The sequence below is a fragment of the Slackia exigua ATCC 700122 genome (assembly GCF_000162875.1).
Taxonomy (GTDB): Bacteria; Actinomycetota; Coriobacteriia; order Coriobacteriales; family Eggerthellaceae; genus Slackia; species Slackia exigua.
Window position 1 is genome coordinate 757291 of record NZ_GG700630.1, and the last position, 17423, is coordinate 774713.

The window sequence follows — 17423 nt, forward strand, 5'->3', positions numbered from 1 at the left end:
GCGCGACTTTCCTAGGCGCCGAGGAACGCGCGGGCCGCCTCAAGCGCGGCATCCATGCCGGATGCGTCCTTGCCGCCGGCCTGAGCCATCGTCGGCTTGCCGCCGCCGCCTCCCTTGATGTGGGAGGACGCCTGCTTGATGACGTCCTTGGCATTGAAGCCCGCAGCCACGGCCTCGTCGGAGGCGGCGGCCATGATGATCGGCTTGCCGTCGGTCACGGCGCCGAGCACGAGCGCGCCGGGCTTCGGCATACGTGCGCGGACGACGTCCCAGACGTTGCGCATGGCGCCGCCGTCGAGCCCGTCCACACGGATCACGATCAGCGGATACCCCACATCGACCATCGCGTCCAGATACGCCGACGCATCGGATTCGGCGGCCGCCTGCTTGGCGCGGCGCGCCTCGGCTTCGAATTCCTTGATAGTCGCCAGGTTCGCGGCGACGCGTGCGGCGACGTCGAGCGGAGCGGACTTGAGCGCGGACGCCGCGGCGTCCAGCTCGGCGGCGCGGGTGTTCAGATAGTCGAGCGCGGCATAGCTGGTCACCGCCTCGATTCGGCGCGTGTTGGCGGCGACGCTCGTCTCGGCGACGACCTTCAGCAGGCCGATTTCGGCCGTATTGCGCACATGGCAGCCGCCGCAGAGCTCGCGGGAGAAGCCGCCGGCCTCGACGACGCGTACCGTGTCGCCGTACTTCTCGCCGAACAGCGCCGTCACGCCGGATGCGCGCGCCTCATCGAGCGAGGTCTCGTAGATATTCATATCGGTGGCGGACATGATGACCGCATTCGCGAGGTCTTCGACCTGCTTGATCTCGTCGGCCGTCATCGGCGCGAAATGCGCGAAGTCGAATCGCAGGCGGTCGGGACCGACATAGCTGCCGGCTTGGTTGACGTGATCGCCCAAGACCTGGCGCAACGCGGCATGCAGGATGTGCGTCGCGGTATGGTTGCGCGTGATGCGCGCGCGACGGTCGGCGTCCACGGCGGCGGCGACGTCCTCTCCCACCGACAGAGACCCCTTGACGACCTTCACGCGATGGCAGATGAGGCCCGCTTCGGGAGCCTTGGTGTCTTCGACCTGCGCGTAGCCGCCGGCGCCTTCGATGGTGCCCGTGTCGCCGACCTCGCCGCCCATCTCGGCGTAGAATGGAGTCTTCGCAAGCACGAGCTCGGCCTCTTCGCCCTGCTCGATGCGGGCGACGCGCGCGCCGTCCTTGATGAGGGCGACGATGGAAGAGGCGGCTTCGGTATGCTCGTAGCCCACGAAGATGTTGGCGCCGACTTCCTTCAGGGTCTCGGCGTGCACGCCGCCGTAGGTGCTCCACGCGGCCTCGGCGTCGCCCTTGGTGGCGGCGCGGGCGCGGGAACGCTGCTCTTCCATGCAGGCGTCGAAGCCCGCATGATCGACCGTGACGCCGCTTTCGGAGCAGATCTCCTCGGTCAGCTCGATCGGGAACCCGTAGGTGTCATGAAGCGTGAAGGCCGTCTGGCCGGGAAGGACGGAGCCGTCCAGCGCAGAAAGCTCGTCGACCAGATAGGCCTGGCCCGTGCGCAGCGTGCGGCCGAAGCGCTCCTCCTCGGAGAGGATGATGCGCTCGACGAGCTCGCGGTTGTCGACGATTTCGGGATAGACGTCGCCCATGAGCTCGATGATCTTCGCAAGGTATTCGCCGAGGAACGGGCCTTCGATGCCGAGCTTATGGCCGTGCATGACGGCGCGGCGCAGCAGGCGGCGCAGCACGTAGCCGCGGCCTTCGTTGGACGGCAGGATGCCGTCGGCGATCATGAAGGCGACGCTGCGGCTGTGATCGGCGCAGATGCGCAACGAAAGATCCACCTTGGCCTGCGCGCCGTCGCCGGCGGTCGCGTTCGTGCCGCCCCGATAGGACGCGCCGGAGAGGCGCTCTCCGACGGCGACCAGGTCGCGCAGCACGTCGGTCTCGTAGTTGGACTGGACGCCCTGCATGATGGCGGCCATGCGTTCAAGGCCCATGCCCGTATCGATGTTCTTCGTGGGAAGCGGCGCGAGCGTGCCGTCCTCCTGACCGTCGAACTGGGTGAAGACGCAGTTCCAGAACTCGAGGAAGCGGTCGCCGTCGTCGCCGGGGGCATCTCCCTCGAAATCGGGACCCTGATCGAAATAGATCTCGGAGCAGGGGCCGCACGGGCCGGTGGGGCCGGCGCGCCAGAAATTGTCGTCCTCGCCCAGACGGGTGATATGGCTTTCGAGAACGCCGAGGGATTTCCAGATCTCGATGGTCTCGTCGTCGTCTTCGAACACGGTGAAGTAGAGGCGGTCCTTGGGAAGCTCGAGCACCTCGGTCGAGAACTCATAGGCCCAGGTGCACATCTCGTGCTTGAAGTAGACGCCGAAGCTGAAGTTGCCGAGCATCTCGAAGAAGCTCAGATGACGGCCCGTCGTGCCGATGATGTCGATATCGTTGGTGCGCACGCACTTCTGGACGGTGGTGGCGCCGATGTAGTTCGGGTCGAATTCCTTGACGTGCAGGAAGTAGGGCTTGAACTGGACCATGCCGGCGCTCGTGAGCAGAAGGCTCGGGTCATCGGGGATCAGCGACGAGGAAGGCAGGCGCTTGCAGCCCTTTTCCTCGAAGAATCGCAGATACTTCTCGCGAATTTCCGCGGTGGTCATGTATTTCATGCGGGTAATCTCACTCTCCCCTACGCGCCCGAAGGCGTACTGCCGTCTGGTCATTCGGGCATTGTATCGCAGCGCCTTGCGCGCCTGCGCCTAGACGTGCGCGTTTGCACGGAGCGGACACGAGCATCCATAGATTCTTTATGCAAAGAGAAAAGACGGCCCTCCCTCCGGTTTCATGCGGAAAGGAGCGCCGCTTCCGGCTTCATGCGAGCGGGAACGTCCGCCCTGCCGCCTGCGTCATGCGGGAAGGGACGACGCCCTACTTCTGGCGGCGCGACACCGAGACATCGAGCCCGACGTCGGTGCGGTCGGGATTCGCTTCGGCACGTCCCTGCGCCGAAGCGTCGGCGCCGGCATCGGCGTCGCCGCGCTCATGGCGGTAGGATGCGCTCGAACGACCGGCCTTGCGCGCGGAGCCTTTGCCGTCGCCGCCGAGCTTGCCCGTGAGGGCGGGCGAGATGGACGTCGTCAGCCATGCCGCGGCGCCCGTCGGCTTCTTAGGCTTGGGGGCGGGGGCGATGGCGTCGGCCACGGCGTCCGGCTTCGTGCCGGGAACCTCCTGCGACGAGGGCGAGCCTTTGAAGAAGACGCCGTCCTCGGCCACGACCTGCAGACCCGTGCCGCGCTCGTAGTAGTAGACGAACAGGGCCTTCGCAAGCGCCGCCACGGGGATGGAGATGAGCATGCCCACGACGCTTCCGAACAGACCTTGGACGGCCGATCCGGCCGCGCTGCCGATGAACAGGGCCAAGATGACGAGCACCGGATGCACGTCGACCGAGTTGGCCATAAGCTTGGGCTGCACGAAGGTATAGACCGCTTCTTGGATGACGATCGTGCCGATGAACACGACGAGCGCAAGCACGGGATTCGTGAACGCGGCGATGACCACGACCAGGATGAGGCCGATCCAATGCCCGATGACGGGGATGACGTTGAAGACGCCCACGATGATGGCGAGGATGCCCGCGTTCGGAACGCCTGCGACGATGTAGAGGATGCCGCACGCGATGCCGACGATCGTGCAGACCGCGAGCGTGGCGAGCAGATAGCCGTCGATGATGCGCGTCGTGGTGCGGCGCAGCATGTCGAAGCCTTCCCTGCGCGATTCGGGCACGAGGCGCGCCATCTCGCGGCTGAGGGCCGGCAGCTCCATGAGCAGCCAGAACGCCACGACAAGCGCGAAGCCGATGATCATGAGCGAATTCGCGAGGCCGGCGCCGAACTCGACGATGCCGGTGGCCGAAGATGCCGCGAAATCGTTCGCCCAGGAGATGAGCGACGACGACATGGAATCGACCCATTCGGACACGCGCGTGTTCTGCATGATGTCGGCGTAGCGGGCCGAGAAATCGTTCCACATGCGGGTCGCTTCCTGCACATACGACGGCACGGATGCGATGAGGCTGCTCAGCTGATCGCCCAGACCGAAGGCCGGCGAGAACATAACGATGCCCAAAAGCCCCAGCACAAGCGCGAAGAGCAGGTACGACAGGGCCGTGCCCAGAACGCGCGGGATGCCGTGCGCTTCGAAGAATGCGACGGGCTTGCGCAGGATGAGCACGAAGATCGCCGCCCACACGACGATGGCGATCGGCGTCGACAGCACGCCCGACACATACCCTGCGGCAGCGATGATGAGCACGATGCCGATAATGGACCAGACCTGATAGAAATGACGCTTGGCGGTATCCGTCCTGATAGACGAGGGCAGCTGGCGGTCCATAGGATCTTATGCACGCTCGCTTTCGACGTCGGAGGCACGGCCCGCGGAGGGCGCCAGGGGAACCTGGACGTACTTGGATGCCTGATCCTTGGCGGCCTTGGGCCCTTCGCGATCGACCGTTGGCGCGCACGCCTCGGAAGCCGCGGCCGCCTCGGCGGCGAACCCGACCGATTCGTCCGACGCCTTCTTCGCGCCGACCGCGCCGCGCACCGCCTCGACCACGTTGTTGACCATGCGGGAAGGCGTCGTGGCGACATCGTCCACCGCGGAAGCGGCGTTGGCGACATGCCCGGTGATGGCATCCACGTTCTCAAGGATCCCGTCGACGCGCATGAGCTCGAGGTTGGCGGCATCCACCGTGAGGTTCACGCGCTCGAGCATCGGATCGATGCGCTTGGCGGCAGGAGCCGCGTCGGCCACCATGTCGTTGACGCGCCCCATGAGGGGGGCGACGTTCGCGTTCGTGTCTTCCACCATGCCGCGCATGCTGCGCAAAAGCCGGACGAGCTCGATCAAGGCCCAGATGAGAGCGACGCCCACCAAGGCGTAAACGATGGGAAGCAGGTAGTCCATGGAAATCTCCTCAGTTCGTGTCCACCGAGTGTATCACGCGTCGGATGAGAATCTATCGCGCCTGACGGCATCCACGCGATATGCTTCCCAACCCGATTCGCCAGGTTCGAAGAAGCAGCCGCGCTCGAGGCCCTCGGGCAGATAGCGCTGGTCGACCCAATGCCCGGAATAGTCGTGCGGATAGCGGTAGGCATCGTAGGATTCGGACCCGGGGCGATGGCGGTCGCGCAGATGGCTGGGCACGTCGCGCCGCGGACCGCGGCGCACCTCGGCGAGGGCCGCGTCGATGCCCGCCTCGGCGGCGTTGCTCTTGGGCGCGAGCGCCATATAGATGGCCGCCTGCGCCAGATTGATACGGCATTCGGGCAGGCCGACGACCTCGACCGCGCGGAAGGCGGCCTCGGCCACGAGCAGCGCCTGAGGATCCGCGTTGCCGATGTCTTCGCTCGCCAGGATATAGATGCGCCGCGCGATGAACTTCGGGTCTTCGCCGCCTTCCAGCATGCGCGCCATCCAATAGAGGGCTGCATCCGGATCGCCGCCGCGCATGGATTTGATGAATGCGCTGACCACGTCGTAGTGCATGTCCTTGCCCTTGTCGTAAGGAAGCGCGCGGCGCGGTGTGACGACGGCGACCATATCCGGCGTGACCAGGTACGGCGCATCGGCGCCCGCCTTCCGTCCCTCGGATTCCGCCAGCTGGCTCGCAAGCTCGAGCGTGGTGAGCGCCCCGCGCGCATCGCCTCCCGAAAGATCGACGATGGCACGGGCGGCGCCGTCCGCGAACGCGAAACGGCCGCGCAGCCCGCGTTCGTCGGCGAGGGCCGCATCCAGGATGGACGCGATGTCGGCATCCGACAGGGCATGCAGCTCCACGATGCGCGAACGCGAGATGAGCGCCGAATTCACTTCGAAGAACGGGTTCTCGGTCGTGGCGCCCACGAGGATGACGACGCGGTTCTCGACCGCATGCAGGAGCGCGTCCTGCTGGCTGCGGCTGAAACGGTGGATCTCGTCCACGAAGAGGATCGTCTTCGTCCCCGCAGACGCGAGCCTGCGCTCCGCCGCGGAGATTTCCCTGCGCAGATCGGCGACCGTGCCGCCGATCGCGGAAACTTCCACGAACGCGGAGCGCGTCGTCTCGGCGATGATGCGGGCGATGCTGGTCTTGCCGGTGCCCGCCGGCCCGAACAGGATCACGGACGAAAGCGCGTCGGCCGTGATGGCGAGGGCGAGCCAGCTGCCCGGGCCGACCGCGTCCTTCTGCCCGCGCAGCTCGGAAAGCGAGCGCGGACGCATGCGCACCGCAAGCGGCGCGACGGCGTATTTCGCACGGTTGTCGATATCGGTGAAGAGCGTGTCCATGAGGCTTCCTATCCGCGCGGGCGGCGATGGATGTTCCAGATGATGTAGATGCTCAAGAACGCGGCGCCGAGAAAGCCGAGGAATCCGATGACGGGCACGCCGAACAGCTGCGGCTCGAGGCCCGTCGCATAGATGATGGACGACCCGATGAACAGCCCCGCCGTGATCATGGACAGGCTCATGCGATCGATGATGTAGCTGAGCAGGCGCATCGGCTCGGACGCGTCGGAGAAGTCCATGCTCATGCGCAAACGGCCCTTCTCCACCATATCGAGCACGTTGGACACGCGCACGGGCAGCTCGACGATGCGCTCGCCCGCCTTGGACGCCTCGCGGACGCGGCGCGTGACGTCGGAGAAGGGATCGAACGATCGGAACGCGTAGGAGCGCACGTAGCGGTCCACCACGGCGAGGATGCTGATCTCGGGCGTGAGCGTGATGAGCATGCCTTGGAGCGTCGCCAGGCCGCGCACGAGCATGACGAAGCTCTGAGGCATGCTGACGTGGGCGGATTCGAGGATCTTCATGATGTCGTTGAGCAGGGCCGCAAGATCCATGCTGTTGACGTCTTCGGCGCTGTAGCGGTCGACCAGGCGCGTGAGGTCTTGGAGCAGCTGCCCGTAGTTCAGGCGCCTGCCCGGCGCGTCGGACACGCTTCCCCACTCGATGAACAGATCGGTCAGGCGATGCTCGTCGCGATAGACCATCGCCTTCATCATCTCGAGGAAGAGCGTGCGTTCGTGCGGGGACAGCTCGCCCATCATGCCGCAGTCGATCCAGACGACCTCGCCTGGATCATGCGCGTTCGCATCGGGCCGATCGGGGTCGCACGCATCGCCGGCGCGATCGCGCAGCGCCGGGCGCACGATCAGGTTCGCCGAATGCGGGTCGGCGTGGTAGAAGCCTTCCTCCACCATCTGGCGCATGTAGCTGCCGGCGATGCGGTCGCCGAGTTCCTTGAGGTCGTAGCCGCAGGCGCGCAACGAGCCCACGTCCTCGACCGACACGCCGCGGACGAATTCCATGACAAGGACGGTGTCGCCCGAATACTCGCGGTAGACGCGCGGACAGGTGATGCCGTCGTCCTTGCCGACGAATGATCCGAAGCGCTGCAGGTTGCGCGCCTCGGCGCCGAAGTCGATTTCCTCGCGCACCGTGCGGTCGAACTCATCGATGACCGCGTCCATGTCCATGCCGTCCATGACCGAGCCCATCATAGGCACGCCGGTCAGGTTGAGCAGGTCGGCGGCGCGGCGCATGAGCTGGATGTCGCGCAGCATGTCCTCGCGCACGTGATGACGGCGCACCTTGACGGCCACCTCGCGGCCGTTCTTGCGCAGAACGGCGCGATGGACCTGGGCGATGGAGGCCGACCCGAGCGGTTCTTCGTCGATGGATGCGAACACCTCGCGGTAGTCGCCGCCGTAGGCGTCGTTCAGACGGGCGGCGATGGCCTCGAAAGGCTCGGGCGTGGTGGAGGATCGAAGCGATTGGAGCGCCGTGCAGTATTCCTGGGGAAGCATGTCCGACCGCGCAGAGAGGATCTGGCCGAGCTTGATGAAGGTGGGACCCAGATCTTCGAGCAGGGCGACGAGCTTGCCGGGCGTCATGCCGCGACCGACCTCGTTGCGTCGGAACGTTTTGACGATCTCGGCCAAGCGCGCGGCAGACGTCTTGTCGCGCATGCCTTCGCGCACGAAACGCGCCACATCCTTTGCGTTCGGCATCGCTTTCCCCTTCCGCCGGTTCGGTTCGAAAATCATTGTAGTCCAAAGAGTTCAAGGGTTTATTTTCCCCATAGACTCGATTATGCTCTTTGCAGAGCCTTGCTTCCGATTGCCGCATTTGCGATGGACCGATGCAAATTTAGAGGGAGCTCTAGATTGCGGGTGAACAAGGGATTCGCGTCCGTTGACGCGAAAGCTTTGAAGCTCGCTGCGAGCACCCACCTTACGAGGTGGGTTCATCCTAGGCCGGAGGCGGGGCTCGCTTTCTTGCCGCAAGCCCTCGCCTTCCTCGATGCCACTATATCGAAGTTCTGGGAGAAATCGAAGAAGCCCCTGGTTGTGTACCGAAAGTTGGTATCGGGAGACCCCATCGGGCGGGCCGCCTTCTTGGGAATCGGATCCGAGACGGCCGGTCCCTCAGTCCCAAGGCCGAACGAATGCCCTCACCTGTGCTTCGAATCTGCCGTTCAGCACCATGAAGAGCATAGCCTCGAGCACGATGAGCGGGCCTATGGTCGCAGCCATGCGCACGAAGATGTGCGCGCTCGCCGCCTCGACGCTCATGAGGAACGCCATCGCGAAGCCCGTCAGCACGACCGCGAAGCCGATCGGCAGCGAGAAGAGCACCTGAAGCTGGCGTTTCTGGATGCGCAGCACCTGTGCGACGGACAGCCCCATGCGGTTCAGGTTGCGCATGACGGGCAGGCTTTCGCGCACGTCGGACAGAAGCCGGAAGTAGATGAGGCTGATCGACGCCACGATGAAGACGATGGAGAGCATGAACGAGATGTACGTGTATATCTCGTATGAGTATTCCTGCAGGACGATGGTCTCGATACGCGGGATGAAGAGGAAATCCTCCCCCCCGCTCAGGCCGAATCCGATGGTCTCGCGCACGCTTTCGCAGGCCGTGCGCACCTCTTGGGCCTGACCCTCGTCGTCCACATCGAATATGAAGGCCCGCACGTTCACAAGCCCGCCCGCCTCATGCAGCCGCTGCCAGTCGGCATCGGTCACCACGTAGCTGCCGAAACGCTTCGCATCGTCGAGCACGGGCGCGGACGTGCCGACGACCTTGAACGAAACGCCGTTCAGCGCCTCGACCGAATCCTCGGAATCAGGCGTGCCCGAGATGCCGACCGCCTGGCCGTCGTCGAGCGCAAGCGTCGTGCCCGATTGCCTCTCGTAGGCGCTCTGGGCGATGAATTTGGTGCCGAAGATCGTCTTCTCGGTCTGCAGCATGTCGTATGAATCCTCCGTATACGCCACGCCGTTGGCATCGAGCTGCGTTTCGATCTCGTCGATATCCGACGATTCGCGCGCGTTGTCGCCATACGAGAAGTACCCGATGCCGAAGGGGATGTCCTGCGAGACGTCCGCACGAACCGTCGTGACGAACGCCAGCGACACGATGATGGCGCTGAACGACATCGCGAGCATGACGGTGGACACGAACATCGTCATGACCGACCCTTTGATCCGATCGCGCAGGCCGGACATCCAGATGGCGTTACCTTCCTCGAGGTAGTAGCGCGAACGCGCGAGCCACGAAAGCACGAGGAACGAGAACTGGCGATAGACAAGGAAGATTCCGGCGAACGTGCATCCGACGATGAACCAGGGGATGATGCCGGCAAGCTCGTCATGCGGTTCCAGGAATGCGCGCACAGGCGGGATGACGCCGAACAGGCAGGCGCCGCAGCCGCACGCGAGCAAAGCGATGCCGAGGACGGCAAGGGGCTTCGAGAACCGCATGCCGCGGCTCTCGTCGACCTTGGAGGCAAGCAGCTCGACGATGGGGCGCCTGCATATCCCACGCGCCTGCACCGCGCTCGCCACCAGGAAGATGACGACGAACGTCGCCGCAGTCTGCACGATGGATACGATCGGGAACTGGTACGCGACATCTTCAATGCGGATGATCCGCGCCATAAGCATGACCATGAGATGCCCGAAGACGAGGCCGACGATCAGGCCGACGGCGATGGCGCTCGCGCCGATCAACAGGCTTTCGAGCATGATGGATAGCGCGACCTGGCGCTTCGTCATGCCCATCGTGCGAAGCGCCCCGTACAGGCGGCGCTTGCGCTTCAAGAAGGCATTGAGCGAAAGCCCGAGGAACCCGAGCGAATACACGGCGATGAAGGCGGCCGCGACCCGCATGATATCTTGTATGCTTTCGCTCTGCGCAAGCTGGGGATGGTTCATGTTGGCCGAGAACACGAAGAAGACCACGATCGAGAACACGCTGCTCAGCCAGAATGCGACGTAGCTTTCCTTATCGCGCAGGACGTTGTTGAGAGAGAACGTGAAGAAATCCATCTTATTTCGCCCCCATGAACTTGAGCACGTTCAGGATCTCGTCGTAGAACGCGAGCCTATCCCCTTCGCGGTACAGCTCCTCCAGAATGCGCCCGTCCTTGATGAAGACCGCGCGCGTGCAGAAGCTCGCCGTCTTCGCGTCGTGCGTGACGACGATCGTGGAGGTCTTCCTCCTCGCATTGAGATCGGAGAAGATGCGCATGACGCTCTCGGCCGCCGCCGAGTCGAGATTTCCCGTAGGCTCGTCCGCCAGAAGCAGGCGGGGGTGATGGATGATCGCGCGGGCGATGGCGGCCCGCTGGGCCTGACCGCCCGAAACTTCAAACGTCCGCTTGTCGAGGACCGCCGCGATGCCGAGGCTTTCGGCCACGGCGACCGCCTCCGCCTTCATGCGAGCCGGCGGCACGCGACGCATCATGAGCGGAAGCATGATGTTCTCGCGAACGGTCAGCGTATCGACCAGATTGAAATCTTGGAAGACGAAGCCGAGCTCGTTGCGACGGAACTCGGCGGCCTGCGATTCTCCTAGACAGGATATGTCGCGTCCGTCGATGCGAATCTCGCCCGAGCTGAGAGGGAGGATGCCGGATATGAGGTTGAGCAGCGTGGACTTGCCTGACCCCGAGGCGCCCATGATGGCGACGAACTCGCCTTCCTCCATGTTCATGGACAGGTCGTTCACGGCGCGTACCTGAACGTCGGTGCCGTATATCTTGCTTGCATGGTCGATAGTGAGGATCGCCATATCTGAACTCCTTTCCGATCCGATGCAAGAAGCGTATGGAACCGCGCGCCGAGCCGCCATCGAATGGCGTGACGAAAGGTGACGCGACATGTCATATGCGAGCGGGGCGTCGCATCGCAATGCCGTCAGAGCGTGATGCGCATGCACGTTCCCGCTCCGAGCTTGGATTCAACCTCGATGCCATGGCCGAGCTCGTCGAGCACGTGCTTCGCGACGTACAGCCCGATGCCCGACGACTGGTCGTGGTCGCGCCCGTTGCTGCCCGTGAAATACAGATCGAAGATGCGCGGCAGGTCGCGCTCTCGAATGCCGATGCCGTGATCGGCGATGGAAAGCGTCACGCCGGCATCCGACGCCGTCGCGCCGACCTCGATCGTCGACGCGGCGTCCGAATACTTCACCGCGTTATGCAGCATCTGTTCGATGACGAAGGCGAGCCATTTCCCATCGGTGCGCACGCGCAGGCCGGCATCGATATCCACGACGGGAAAGACCTCTTTCTGGACGAAGAGGCGTCGCTCCTTGGCGATGACGGCATCGACCGTCCGTTTGAGAGGCACGTCTTCGATGGCGAGATCGGCCTGCATGCGCTCCATGCGCACGAAGCTCAAGACCAGATCGAGCTGTCCCTGCATGCGGTCGAGCTCGCACAGCGCGTCGAACGAATCGATGCGTCCCGGATCCTTCTGCACCATGAGGCGCAGGACGCTGACCGGCGTCTTCATCTGGTGAACCCACTGCATGACGTGCGTCCGCCACCGCAGCATCTCCTCGTCCCGTTCGTTCAGGCGACGCTGATAGCTGTGATATGCATCACGCCCGCGCGCGACGTACGCCGCGGTCACGGGATCGGACCCATGGCGCTCGAGCAGCTTTTCCATGGCATCCGCACCCGCTTCCAGGCTTTCATAGAACGCGCGCTTGCGCATGAAACGCACGATCAGGAACGCAGCCAGGACGAAGACCGAGACGAACAGGAAGTAAGCGACGCCCGCGGCCGATGCGAAGCCGTCGACGAAGCGGAATGCGAGCGCGATGGCGACGGATTCGAAGAGGAACAGCGCGATGACATCCAGATGGTCCTTCAGGAAAAGCCTCATGACCCGTCTCCGTCGATGGAGAGGCGGTAGCCTACGGTGCGCACGACCTTGATCTCGACAGGAATGCCCGCACGCGCGAAGCAGTCGCGCAGGCGCCGGATGTTGACGTTCAAGGTGTTGGCTTCGACGTAGCTCTCGTCATCCCAGGCGGCCATGTAGAGATCGCTGCGCGACGCCGTTTCCGGATACACCTTCATCAAACAGGCGAAGAGGCTCGACTCGACCGCCGAAAGCTCGACGACGCGACCATCCCATTCGACGCGCTGGAGCCCCGGATAGAACGTGATGCCATCGCGCTCCACCGATGCGAGCCCATGCGCGGAAACCCCGAGCTCGCCGTAGTTCCTGCGCATCTGAGCCTGGACCTTGGCAAGCAGGACATCGAGATCGAAGGGCTTGGTCATATAGTCGTCGGCACCCGCCTCCATGCCGCGCACCTGATCGGATACGGCGTCGCGCGCCGAGACCATGAGGATGGGCACGTGCGACGATTCTCGGATACGCCGGCACCAGTAGAACCCGTCGTATCGAGGCAGGTTCACATCGAGGAGAACCAAGGCCGGATCCAGCGTTGCGACCTGAACATCCACATCGTCGAATGAATCGATCGCGCGGCAGGCGTATCGATAGCGTTCGAACAGATCGACGATCTGCTTCGCAAGGGCGGCATCGTCTTCGACGATGAGGATGGGTTGCATGGCATGCCTTTCGTCCGGTCCCGACTTGTCGATTCTCCCCGCTCCGCACGCATCGATCAAGCGTCGCGACGGCTCGACCCGAGAGCTTCCATGACCTCGGAGATGGAATAGAGCGATCCGAAGCAGCAGACGACATCGTCAGGCGACGCCTCGGCGCGCGCGCGATGCACGCCGTCCGCGATGGATGCGCAGGCCACGGTATCGGCGACGCCGGCGCGGACGAACTCTTGAGCAAGGTCGGCCGCCGGCAGCGCGCGCTCGGGCTCGGGCGGCTCCACACAGTAGACCTTCGCCGCGAGCGGCGCGACGAGAGCGACCATATCGCGATACCGCTTGTCCTTCAGCATGCCCGCCACGAACGTGACCGTGCGGTGCGGAAAATACGCCCTGAGGGAAGATGCGAGCATGGCCGCGCCCTGCTCGTTATGGCCGCCGTCGACGATGGTCGTCGGCGAAGCGGCCACGAGTTCGAAGCGTCCGGGCCAGCGCGTCGTTTCGAGGCCCCGCTTGATGGCGTCGTCGGAGATGGCGAGGCCCCGCGTGCGCAGGACGCGCGCGACCTCGATCGCCATGACGGCGTTGCAAGGCTGGTAGGTTCCCAGAAGCGAAAGGCGCACATCGGCGATGCCATCGTAGGAGAACACCTGGGAAAACCCCTCCTGGCGCACATGGATGCGTCCGAAGCGCGGGAAGACGAGCACGGAGCCCGCCGCGCGGCAGGCGTCTTCGATGACGGCCTGCGCCTCGGGCGCCTGACGATACGACACCACCGGCACGCCCGGCTTCACGATGCCTGCCTTCTCGGCGGCGATCTGCGCGAGCGTATCGCCCAGGATGCGCATATGGTCGAAGGCGATGGACGTGATGGCGCAGGCCGCAGGCACGACGACGTTCGTGGCGTCGAGCCTGCCGCCGAGCCCCACCTCCAGCACGACCGCGTCGCACCCGCGGCGTCGGAAGTGTTCCAGCGCGACCGCGGTGATGAGCTCGAAGGCCGTCGGATGCACGTCGATCGATGCGGCCGCATCGCGCACGGCGCGCGCGACCTCATCAAGCTCCCCGTCGGAGATGTCGACGCGGTTCACCTGGATGCGCTCGTTGAAACGCAGAATGAACGGCGAGGTGAAAAGCCCCGTATCGTAGCCGGCCGCCTGCAGGATGCCGGCTATGAAGGCGCTGGTGGAACCTTTGCCGTTCGTACCGGCGACATGCACGATAGGATAGGCGTCCTGCGGGTTGCCGAGCGCGGCGAGCAACGCGCGCGTGCGGTCGAGTCCGAGGTCCATGTCGCGCCACGACCCCTGCTGCAGATAGGCCTTGGCGTCGAATCCGTCATCGGGCGCGGCGCCTTCCGTCTGCGACGCCGCGCGTTCCTTCCTCGCCATGCTACTCCGCACCCCGAAGAGGCTCGATGGGTTCGTTGCCCAGCAGGCGTCCGAGCGCGCGGAAGTCGGCTTCCAAGACATCCCGCTTGCTGCGATCGTAGATGGCCGCCGCCGGATGGAAGACGGGAAACACCTTGAACGGCCCCGTGACATGGACCGACCCGCGCAGTCCCGTGATGCCGCGCTCGGTACGCAGGACGAACTTCGTGGAGAAGTTGCCCATCGTCACAAGGTATTCCGGTTCGATGGTGCGTACCTGGTCGCGCAGAAACGGCGTGCAGACCTCGATTTCCTCGGGACGGGGATTGCGATTGGAAGGCGGCCGGCACTTCAGCACGTTCGCGATGAAGACCTCTTCGCGCGTAAGCCCCGCATAGCCCAGAAGCTCGGTCAGGTACTTCCCCGCCGCGCCGACGAAGGGCTTGCCCTGCAGGTCCTCGTTGCGACCGGGAGCCTCGCCCACCAGCATGATGCGCGCGCTTGCATTGCCGAAGCCGGGCACGGCGTTCGTGCGGCCTTCGGCGAGCTCGCAGCGACGGCAGGCCCACACGGCATCGGAGATTTCCTCGAGCAGCTGCTGAGGAACCTCGGTTCCCACGGGCCGGATGGTCTTGAAATGGTCGTAATGGATGCTCATCGGACGTACACCTTCGGCATGCGCATCGCAAGCGCGCAGCAGACCTCGTACGGGATGGTGCCCAGCACATCGCAGAGCTCCTCGACGCCGACCGAAAGGCCATCCTTCTCGCCGATGACGACGACCTCATCCCCCACCTGGGGATCGAGGCGCGGACGCGTGCCGAGCGAGCGCATGTCGACCTCGAACATGCTCTGGTCCATGCAGATGTTGCCCACCTGATGGCAGCGGCGGCCGCCGTAGATGAAATCGGTGCGGCCCGAAAGCGCGCGGGCGAAGCCGTCGGCGTACCCGACCGGCACCGTGCAGATGCGCACGCTGCCCGTGCTGCGATAGTGCAGGCCGTAACCCACCCCTTCGGAAAGCTGCGGCGCGTTGACCGCGGTGATGCGTGCATGCACGCTCATCGCCGGCTTCAGCACGGCCGCGCCGCGCGTCTCGGGGCACGGATGGAAGCCGTACAGGGAAATGCCCATGCGCACCATGTCCATGTGCGTTTCGGGATACCGCAGGAGCGCGGCGGAATTCGCGCAATGCACGATGCCGGGGTCGATGCCTGCGACCCGCATGCCCTCGATGGCATCTGCGAAGCGGCGGAACTGCAGGTTGAAGTCGAGCGTCTCGGCACAGTCGGCCGTGGCGAAATGCGTGAACGTGCCGACCTGGTCGAGCGCGCGGTGGAAGGAGATCTGGCGGGCGAATTCGACGGCCTCGTCGTGGCGCACGCCGATGCGGTTCATGCCGGTATTGAGCGCCAGATGGTACGGCGCGCGCATCCCGTGCGCATCGGCGAGCTCCGCATAGGCGATGGCGAATTCGGGCGTGTAGACGGACGGCATGATGTCGTGCTGAAGCAGGAGAGGCGCGGCAGAGGCGGGCGGCTCCGACAGGATGAGGATCGGGGCCGCAATGCCCGCGCGACGAAGCTCGATGCCCTCGTCCACCGTGGCGACGGCCAGCTGGCTCGCACCGGCGGAAAGCGCCGTCCGCGCCACCTGCACGGCGCCGTGCCCGTAGCCATCGGCCTTCACGACGGCCATCAGGCGCGTGCCCGGCTTCAGGCAGCGCTTGTTCGCATACGTGTTATGCCTGATGGCACCAAGATCGATCTCGACCCAGGACCAGCGACGCTCGTCGGATTCGATATCGGCCAGACGATCGGCGCCGAACGATTCGACGAAGGCGGCGCGCAGGGCGCCGTCGGTCGCACCGTCCGCGCGCATGGGGCCGTCGGTCGGAGCGGACGCCTTGACCTTGCGCGGACGCGTGCCGAACGCGTTGAAATTATCCAGATCGATGCTCATGGATGCATGCATCCCCTCCGTCGGGCGCCTGGCTGCATGGACAGGCTCCGACCTCGTAAAACCATCGTTATGCGCAGTCGCCCCGACGCGCGAGCATGGCGGCGTTCGCGGCGACCCAGGATTCCACCGTCCCCGTATCGTAGCCTTGCTCAGGCGAAATGACCACCGCATACATCTCCTCTTCGGCGAGCACGGCATCGAGCGCGTCGGTAAGCTGGATTTCGCCGCCCACCGACGGCTTCGCGTCGGCCAGAAGCTCCATGACCCGAGGACTGAGCAGGTAGCGGCCGAAGACCGCGAGGTTCGAAGGGGCCTCGTCACGATGCGGCTTTTCCACCAGGGAATCGACGCGCCATACGCCATCGCCGACGGCCGATCCCGCGATGATGCCGAAACGGCTCACCTCGTCATCGGGAACGGGGACGACGGCGATCACGCCCGCACCGCCATGCGCGCGCGACACGTCGAGCAGGCGCGGGCAGATGTCGTTTCCCGGCACGACGACGTCGCCGAGCATCACGAAGAAGGGCTCGCCGCCGCAGGCCGCGGCCGCGCAGCGCACCGCATGCCCGAGCCCGAGCGGAGCGTCCTGGTATGCGAACGACACGTTCAGCGCTCCCGCATGGGAGACGGCCTCGGCCAAAGCATGTTTGCCCGCCGCGCGCAGCGTGCCTTCGAGCGCCGCATCGGGCGAGAAATGCCGCTCGATGGACATCTTGCTCCGATTGCTGATGACCACGACCTCGTCGGCGCCGGAGGCCAGGCCTTCTTCCACCACGTACTGGATGACGGGCTTGTCGAGCACGGGCAGCATCTCTTTGGGCTGCGCCTTCGTGGCCGGCAGGAAACGGGTTCCCAGGCCTGCCGCAGGTATCAGGGCCTTCATCGGTCCATCCTTTCGCACGTGACGGAAACGCCGGAACGCCCCGAGCCTGCCGGACGCGTCCGACGGGGCGCAGGGCGTGAAACGCGGCTGTCGGATGCTAGCGGTCGTCGTCGGACGAACCGATCCCCAGATGCTCCTCAAGGGCGGAAAGCTTCTTCTCCGTGTTCTTGAGCTTCGCCAGGACATAGGCCACATATCCCAACATGACTAGGAACATCAGGCCGTATGCAGCGATGACGAACGGCGCGGCGGGCAGAACCGTCGAATAGATCTCTTCCAATACCGGGTCCAT

The 17423-nt window shown here is 64.8% G+C and carries 14 protein-coding genes; all 14 read right to left on the minus strand.

Annotated elements, in window-relative coordinates:
- Positions 1-11: 11 nt before the first annotated feature.
- Entirely contained in the window at positions 12-2663 is a 2652-nt protein-coding gene (alaS, locus tag HMPREF0762_RS03320; RefSeq protein ID WP_040618963.1) for an alanine--tRNA ligase, read from the minus strand.
- A gap of 259 nt (positions 2664-2922) precedes the next feature.
- A complete protein-coding gene (locus tag HMPREF0762_RS03325; RefSeq protein WP_006362014.1) occupies positions 2923-4389 on the minus strand; it encodes an AI-2E family transporter in 1467 nt (488 codons plus the stop codon).
- Between the two features lie 6 nt (positions 4390-4395).
- Positions 4396-4962: a hypothetical protein gene (locus HMPREF0762_RS03330; protein ID WP_006362015.1), complete on the minus strand. Its 567-nt coding sequence runs from the start codon at positions 4960-4962 to the stop codon at positions 4396-4398.
- 33 nt (positions 4963-4995) lie between these two features.
- Positions 4996-6327, minus strand: coding sequence for a replication-associated recombination protein A (locus HMPREF0762_RS03335; protein WP_006362016.1), 1332 nt, complete (start codon positions 6325-6327; stop codon positions 4996-4998).
- Positions 6328-6335: 8 nt separating this feature from the next.
- A complete protein-coding gene (locus tag HMPREF0762_RS03340) occupies positions 6336-8054 on the minus strand; it encodes an ABC1 kinase family protein (protein WP_040618965.1) in 1719 nt (572 codons plus the stop codon).
- Positions 8055-8471: 417 nt separating this feature from the next.
- Positions 8472-10376: an ABC transporter permease gene (locus HMPREF0762_RS03345; protein WP_006362018.1), complete on the minus strand. Its 1905-nt coding sequence runs from the start codon at positions 10374-10376 to the stop codon at positions 8472-8474.
- A 1-nt stretch (position 10377) separates the two neighbouring features.
- Complete coding sequence (locus HMPREF0762_RS03350; RefSeq protein ID WP_006362019.1) at positions 10378-11121, minus strand: ABC transporter ATP-binding protein; 744 nt, start codon at positions 11119-11121, stop codon at positions 10378-10380.
- 125 nt (positions 11122-11246) lie between these two features.
- Complete coding sequence (locus tag HMPREF0762_RS03355; protein ID WP_006362020.1) at positions 11247-12221, minus strand: sensor histidine kinase; 975 nt, start codon at positions 12219-12221, stop codon at positions 11247-11249.
- A complete protein-coding gene (locus HMPREF0762_RS03360) occupies positions 12218-12919 on the minus strand; it encodes a response regulator transcription factor (RefSeq protein WP_006362021.1) in 702 nt (233 codons plus the stop codon). Before HMPREF0762_RS03360 ends, HMPREF0762_RS03355 begins: the two co-directional genes overlap by 4 nt.
- Positions 12920-12975: 56 nt before the next feature.
- Positions 12976-14304: a bifunctional folylpolyglutamate synthase/dihydrofolate synthase gene (locus HMPREF0762_RS03365; RefSeq protein WP_006362022.1), complete on the minus strand. Its 1329-nt coding sequence runs from the start codon at positions 14302-14304 to the stop codon at positions 12976-12978.
- Between the two features lies 1 nt (position 14305).
- Entirely contained in the window at positions 14306-14941 is a 636-nt protein-coding gene (locus HMPREF0762_RS03370; RefSeq protein ID WP_006362023.1) for a uracil-DNA glycosylase, read from the minus strand.
- On the minus strand, positions 14938-16245 hold the full coding sequence (alr, locus tag HMPREF0762_RS03375) for an alanine racemase (protein WP_006362024.1): 1308 nt from the start codon (positions 16243-16245) through the stop codon (positions 14938-14940). The genes HMPREF0762_RS03370 and alr overlap by 4 nt, the downstream gene beginning before the upstream one ends.
- Positions 16246-16312: 67 nt before the next feature.
- Positions 16313-17131 (minus strand): UTP--glucose-1-phosphate uridylyltransferase, encoded by an 819-nt coding sequence (locus tag HMPREF0762_RS03380; protein WP_006362025.1) that lies wholly within the window; start codon positions 17129-17131, stop codon positions 16313-16315.
- 97 nt (positions 17132-17228) lie between these two features.
- Entirely contained in the window at positions 17229-17423 is a 195-nt protein-coding gene (gene ccmD / locus HMPREF0762_RS03385) for a heme exporter protein CcmD (RefSeq protein ID WP_006362026.1), read from the minus strand.

Coding starts and splice junctions, on each gene's coding strand:
- HMPREF0762_RS03380 (WP_006362025.1), bottom strand. CDS start 17,131: ATGAAGGCCCTGATACCTGCGGCAGGCCTGGGAACCCGTTTCCTGCCG.
- alr (WP_006362024.1), bottom strand. CDS start 16,245: ATGAGCATCGATCTGGATAATTTCAACGCGTTCGGCACGCGTCCGCGC.
- HMPREF0762_RS03360 (WP_006362021.1), bottom strand. CDS start 12,919: ATGCAACCCATCCTCATCGTCGAAGACGATGCCGCCCTTGCGAAGCAG.
- HMPREF0762_RS03325 (WP_006362014.1), bottom strand. CDS start 4,389: ATGGACCGCCAGCTGCCCTCGTCTATCAGGACGGATACCGCCAAGCGT.
- HMPREF0762_RS03345 (WP_006362018.1), bottom strand. CDS start 10,376: ATGGATTTCTTCACGTTCTCTCTCAACAACGTCCTGCGCGATAAGGAA.
- HMPREF0762_RS03365 (WP_006362022.1), bottom strand. CDS start 14,304: ATGGCGAGGAAGGAACGCGCGGCGTCGCAGACGGAAGGCGCCGCGCCC.
- ccmD (WP_006362026.1), bottom strand. CDS start 17,423: ATGGACCCGGTATTGGAAGAGATCTATTCGACGGTTCTGCCCGCCGCG.
- alaS (WP_040618963.1), bottom strand. CDS start 2,663: ATGAAATACATGACCACCGCGGAAATTCGCGAGAAGTATCTGCGATTC.
- HMPREF0762_RS03335 (WP_006362016.1), bottom strand. CDS start 6,327: ATGGACACGCTCTTCACCGATATCGACAACCGTGCGAAATACGCCGTC.
- HMPREF0762_RS03355 (WP_006362020.1), bottom strand. CDS start 12,221: ATGAGGCTTTTCCTGAAGGACCATCTGGATGTCATCGCGCTGTTCCTC.
- HMPREF0762_RS03330 (WP_006362015.1), bottom strand. CDS start 4,962: ATGGACTACCTGCTTCCCATCGTTTACGCCTTGGTGGGCGTCGCTCTC.
- HMPREF0762_RS03370 (WP_006362023.1), bottom strand. CDS start 14,941: ATGAGCATCCATTACGACCATTTCAAGACCATCCGGCCCGTGGGAACC.
- HMPREF0762_RS03350 (WP_006362019.1), bottom strand. CDS start 11,121: ATGGCGATCCTCACTATCGACCATGCAAGCAAGATATACGGCACCGAC.
- HMPREF0762_RS03340 (WP_040618965.1), bottom strand. CDS start 8,054: ATGCCGAACGCAAAGGATGTGGCGCGTTTCGTGCGCGAAGGCATGCGC.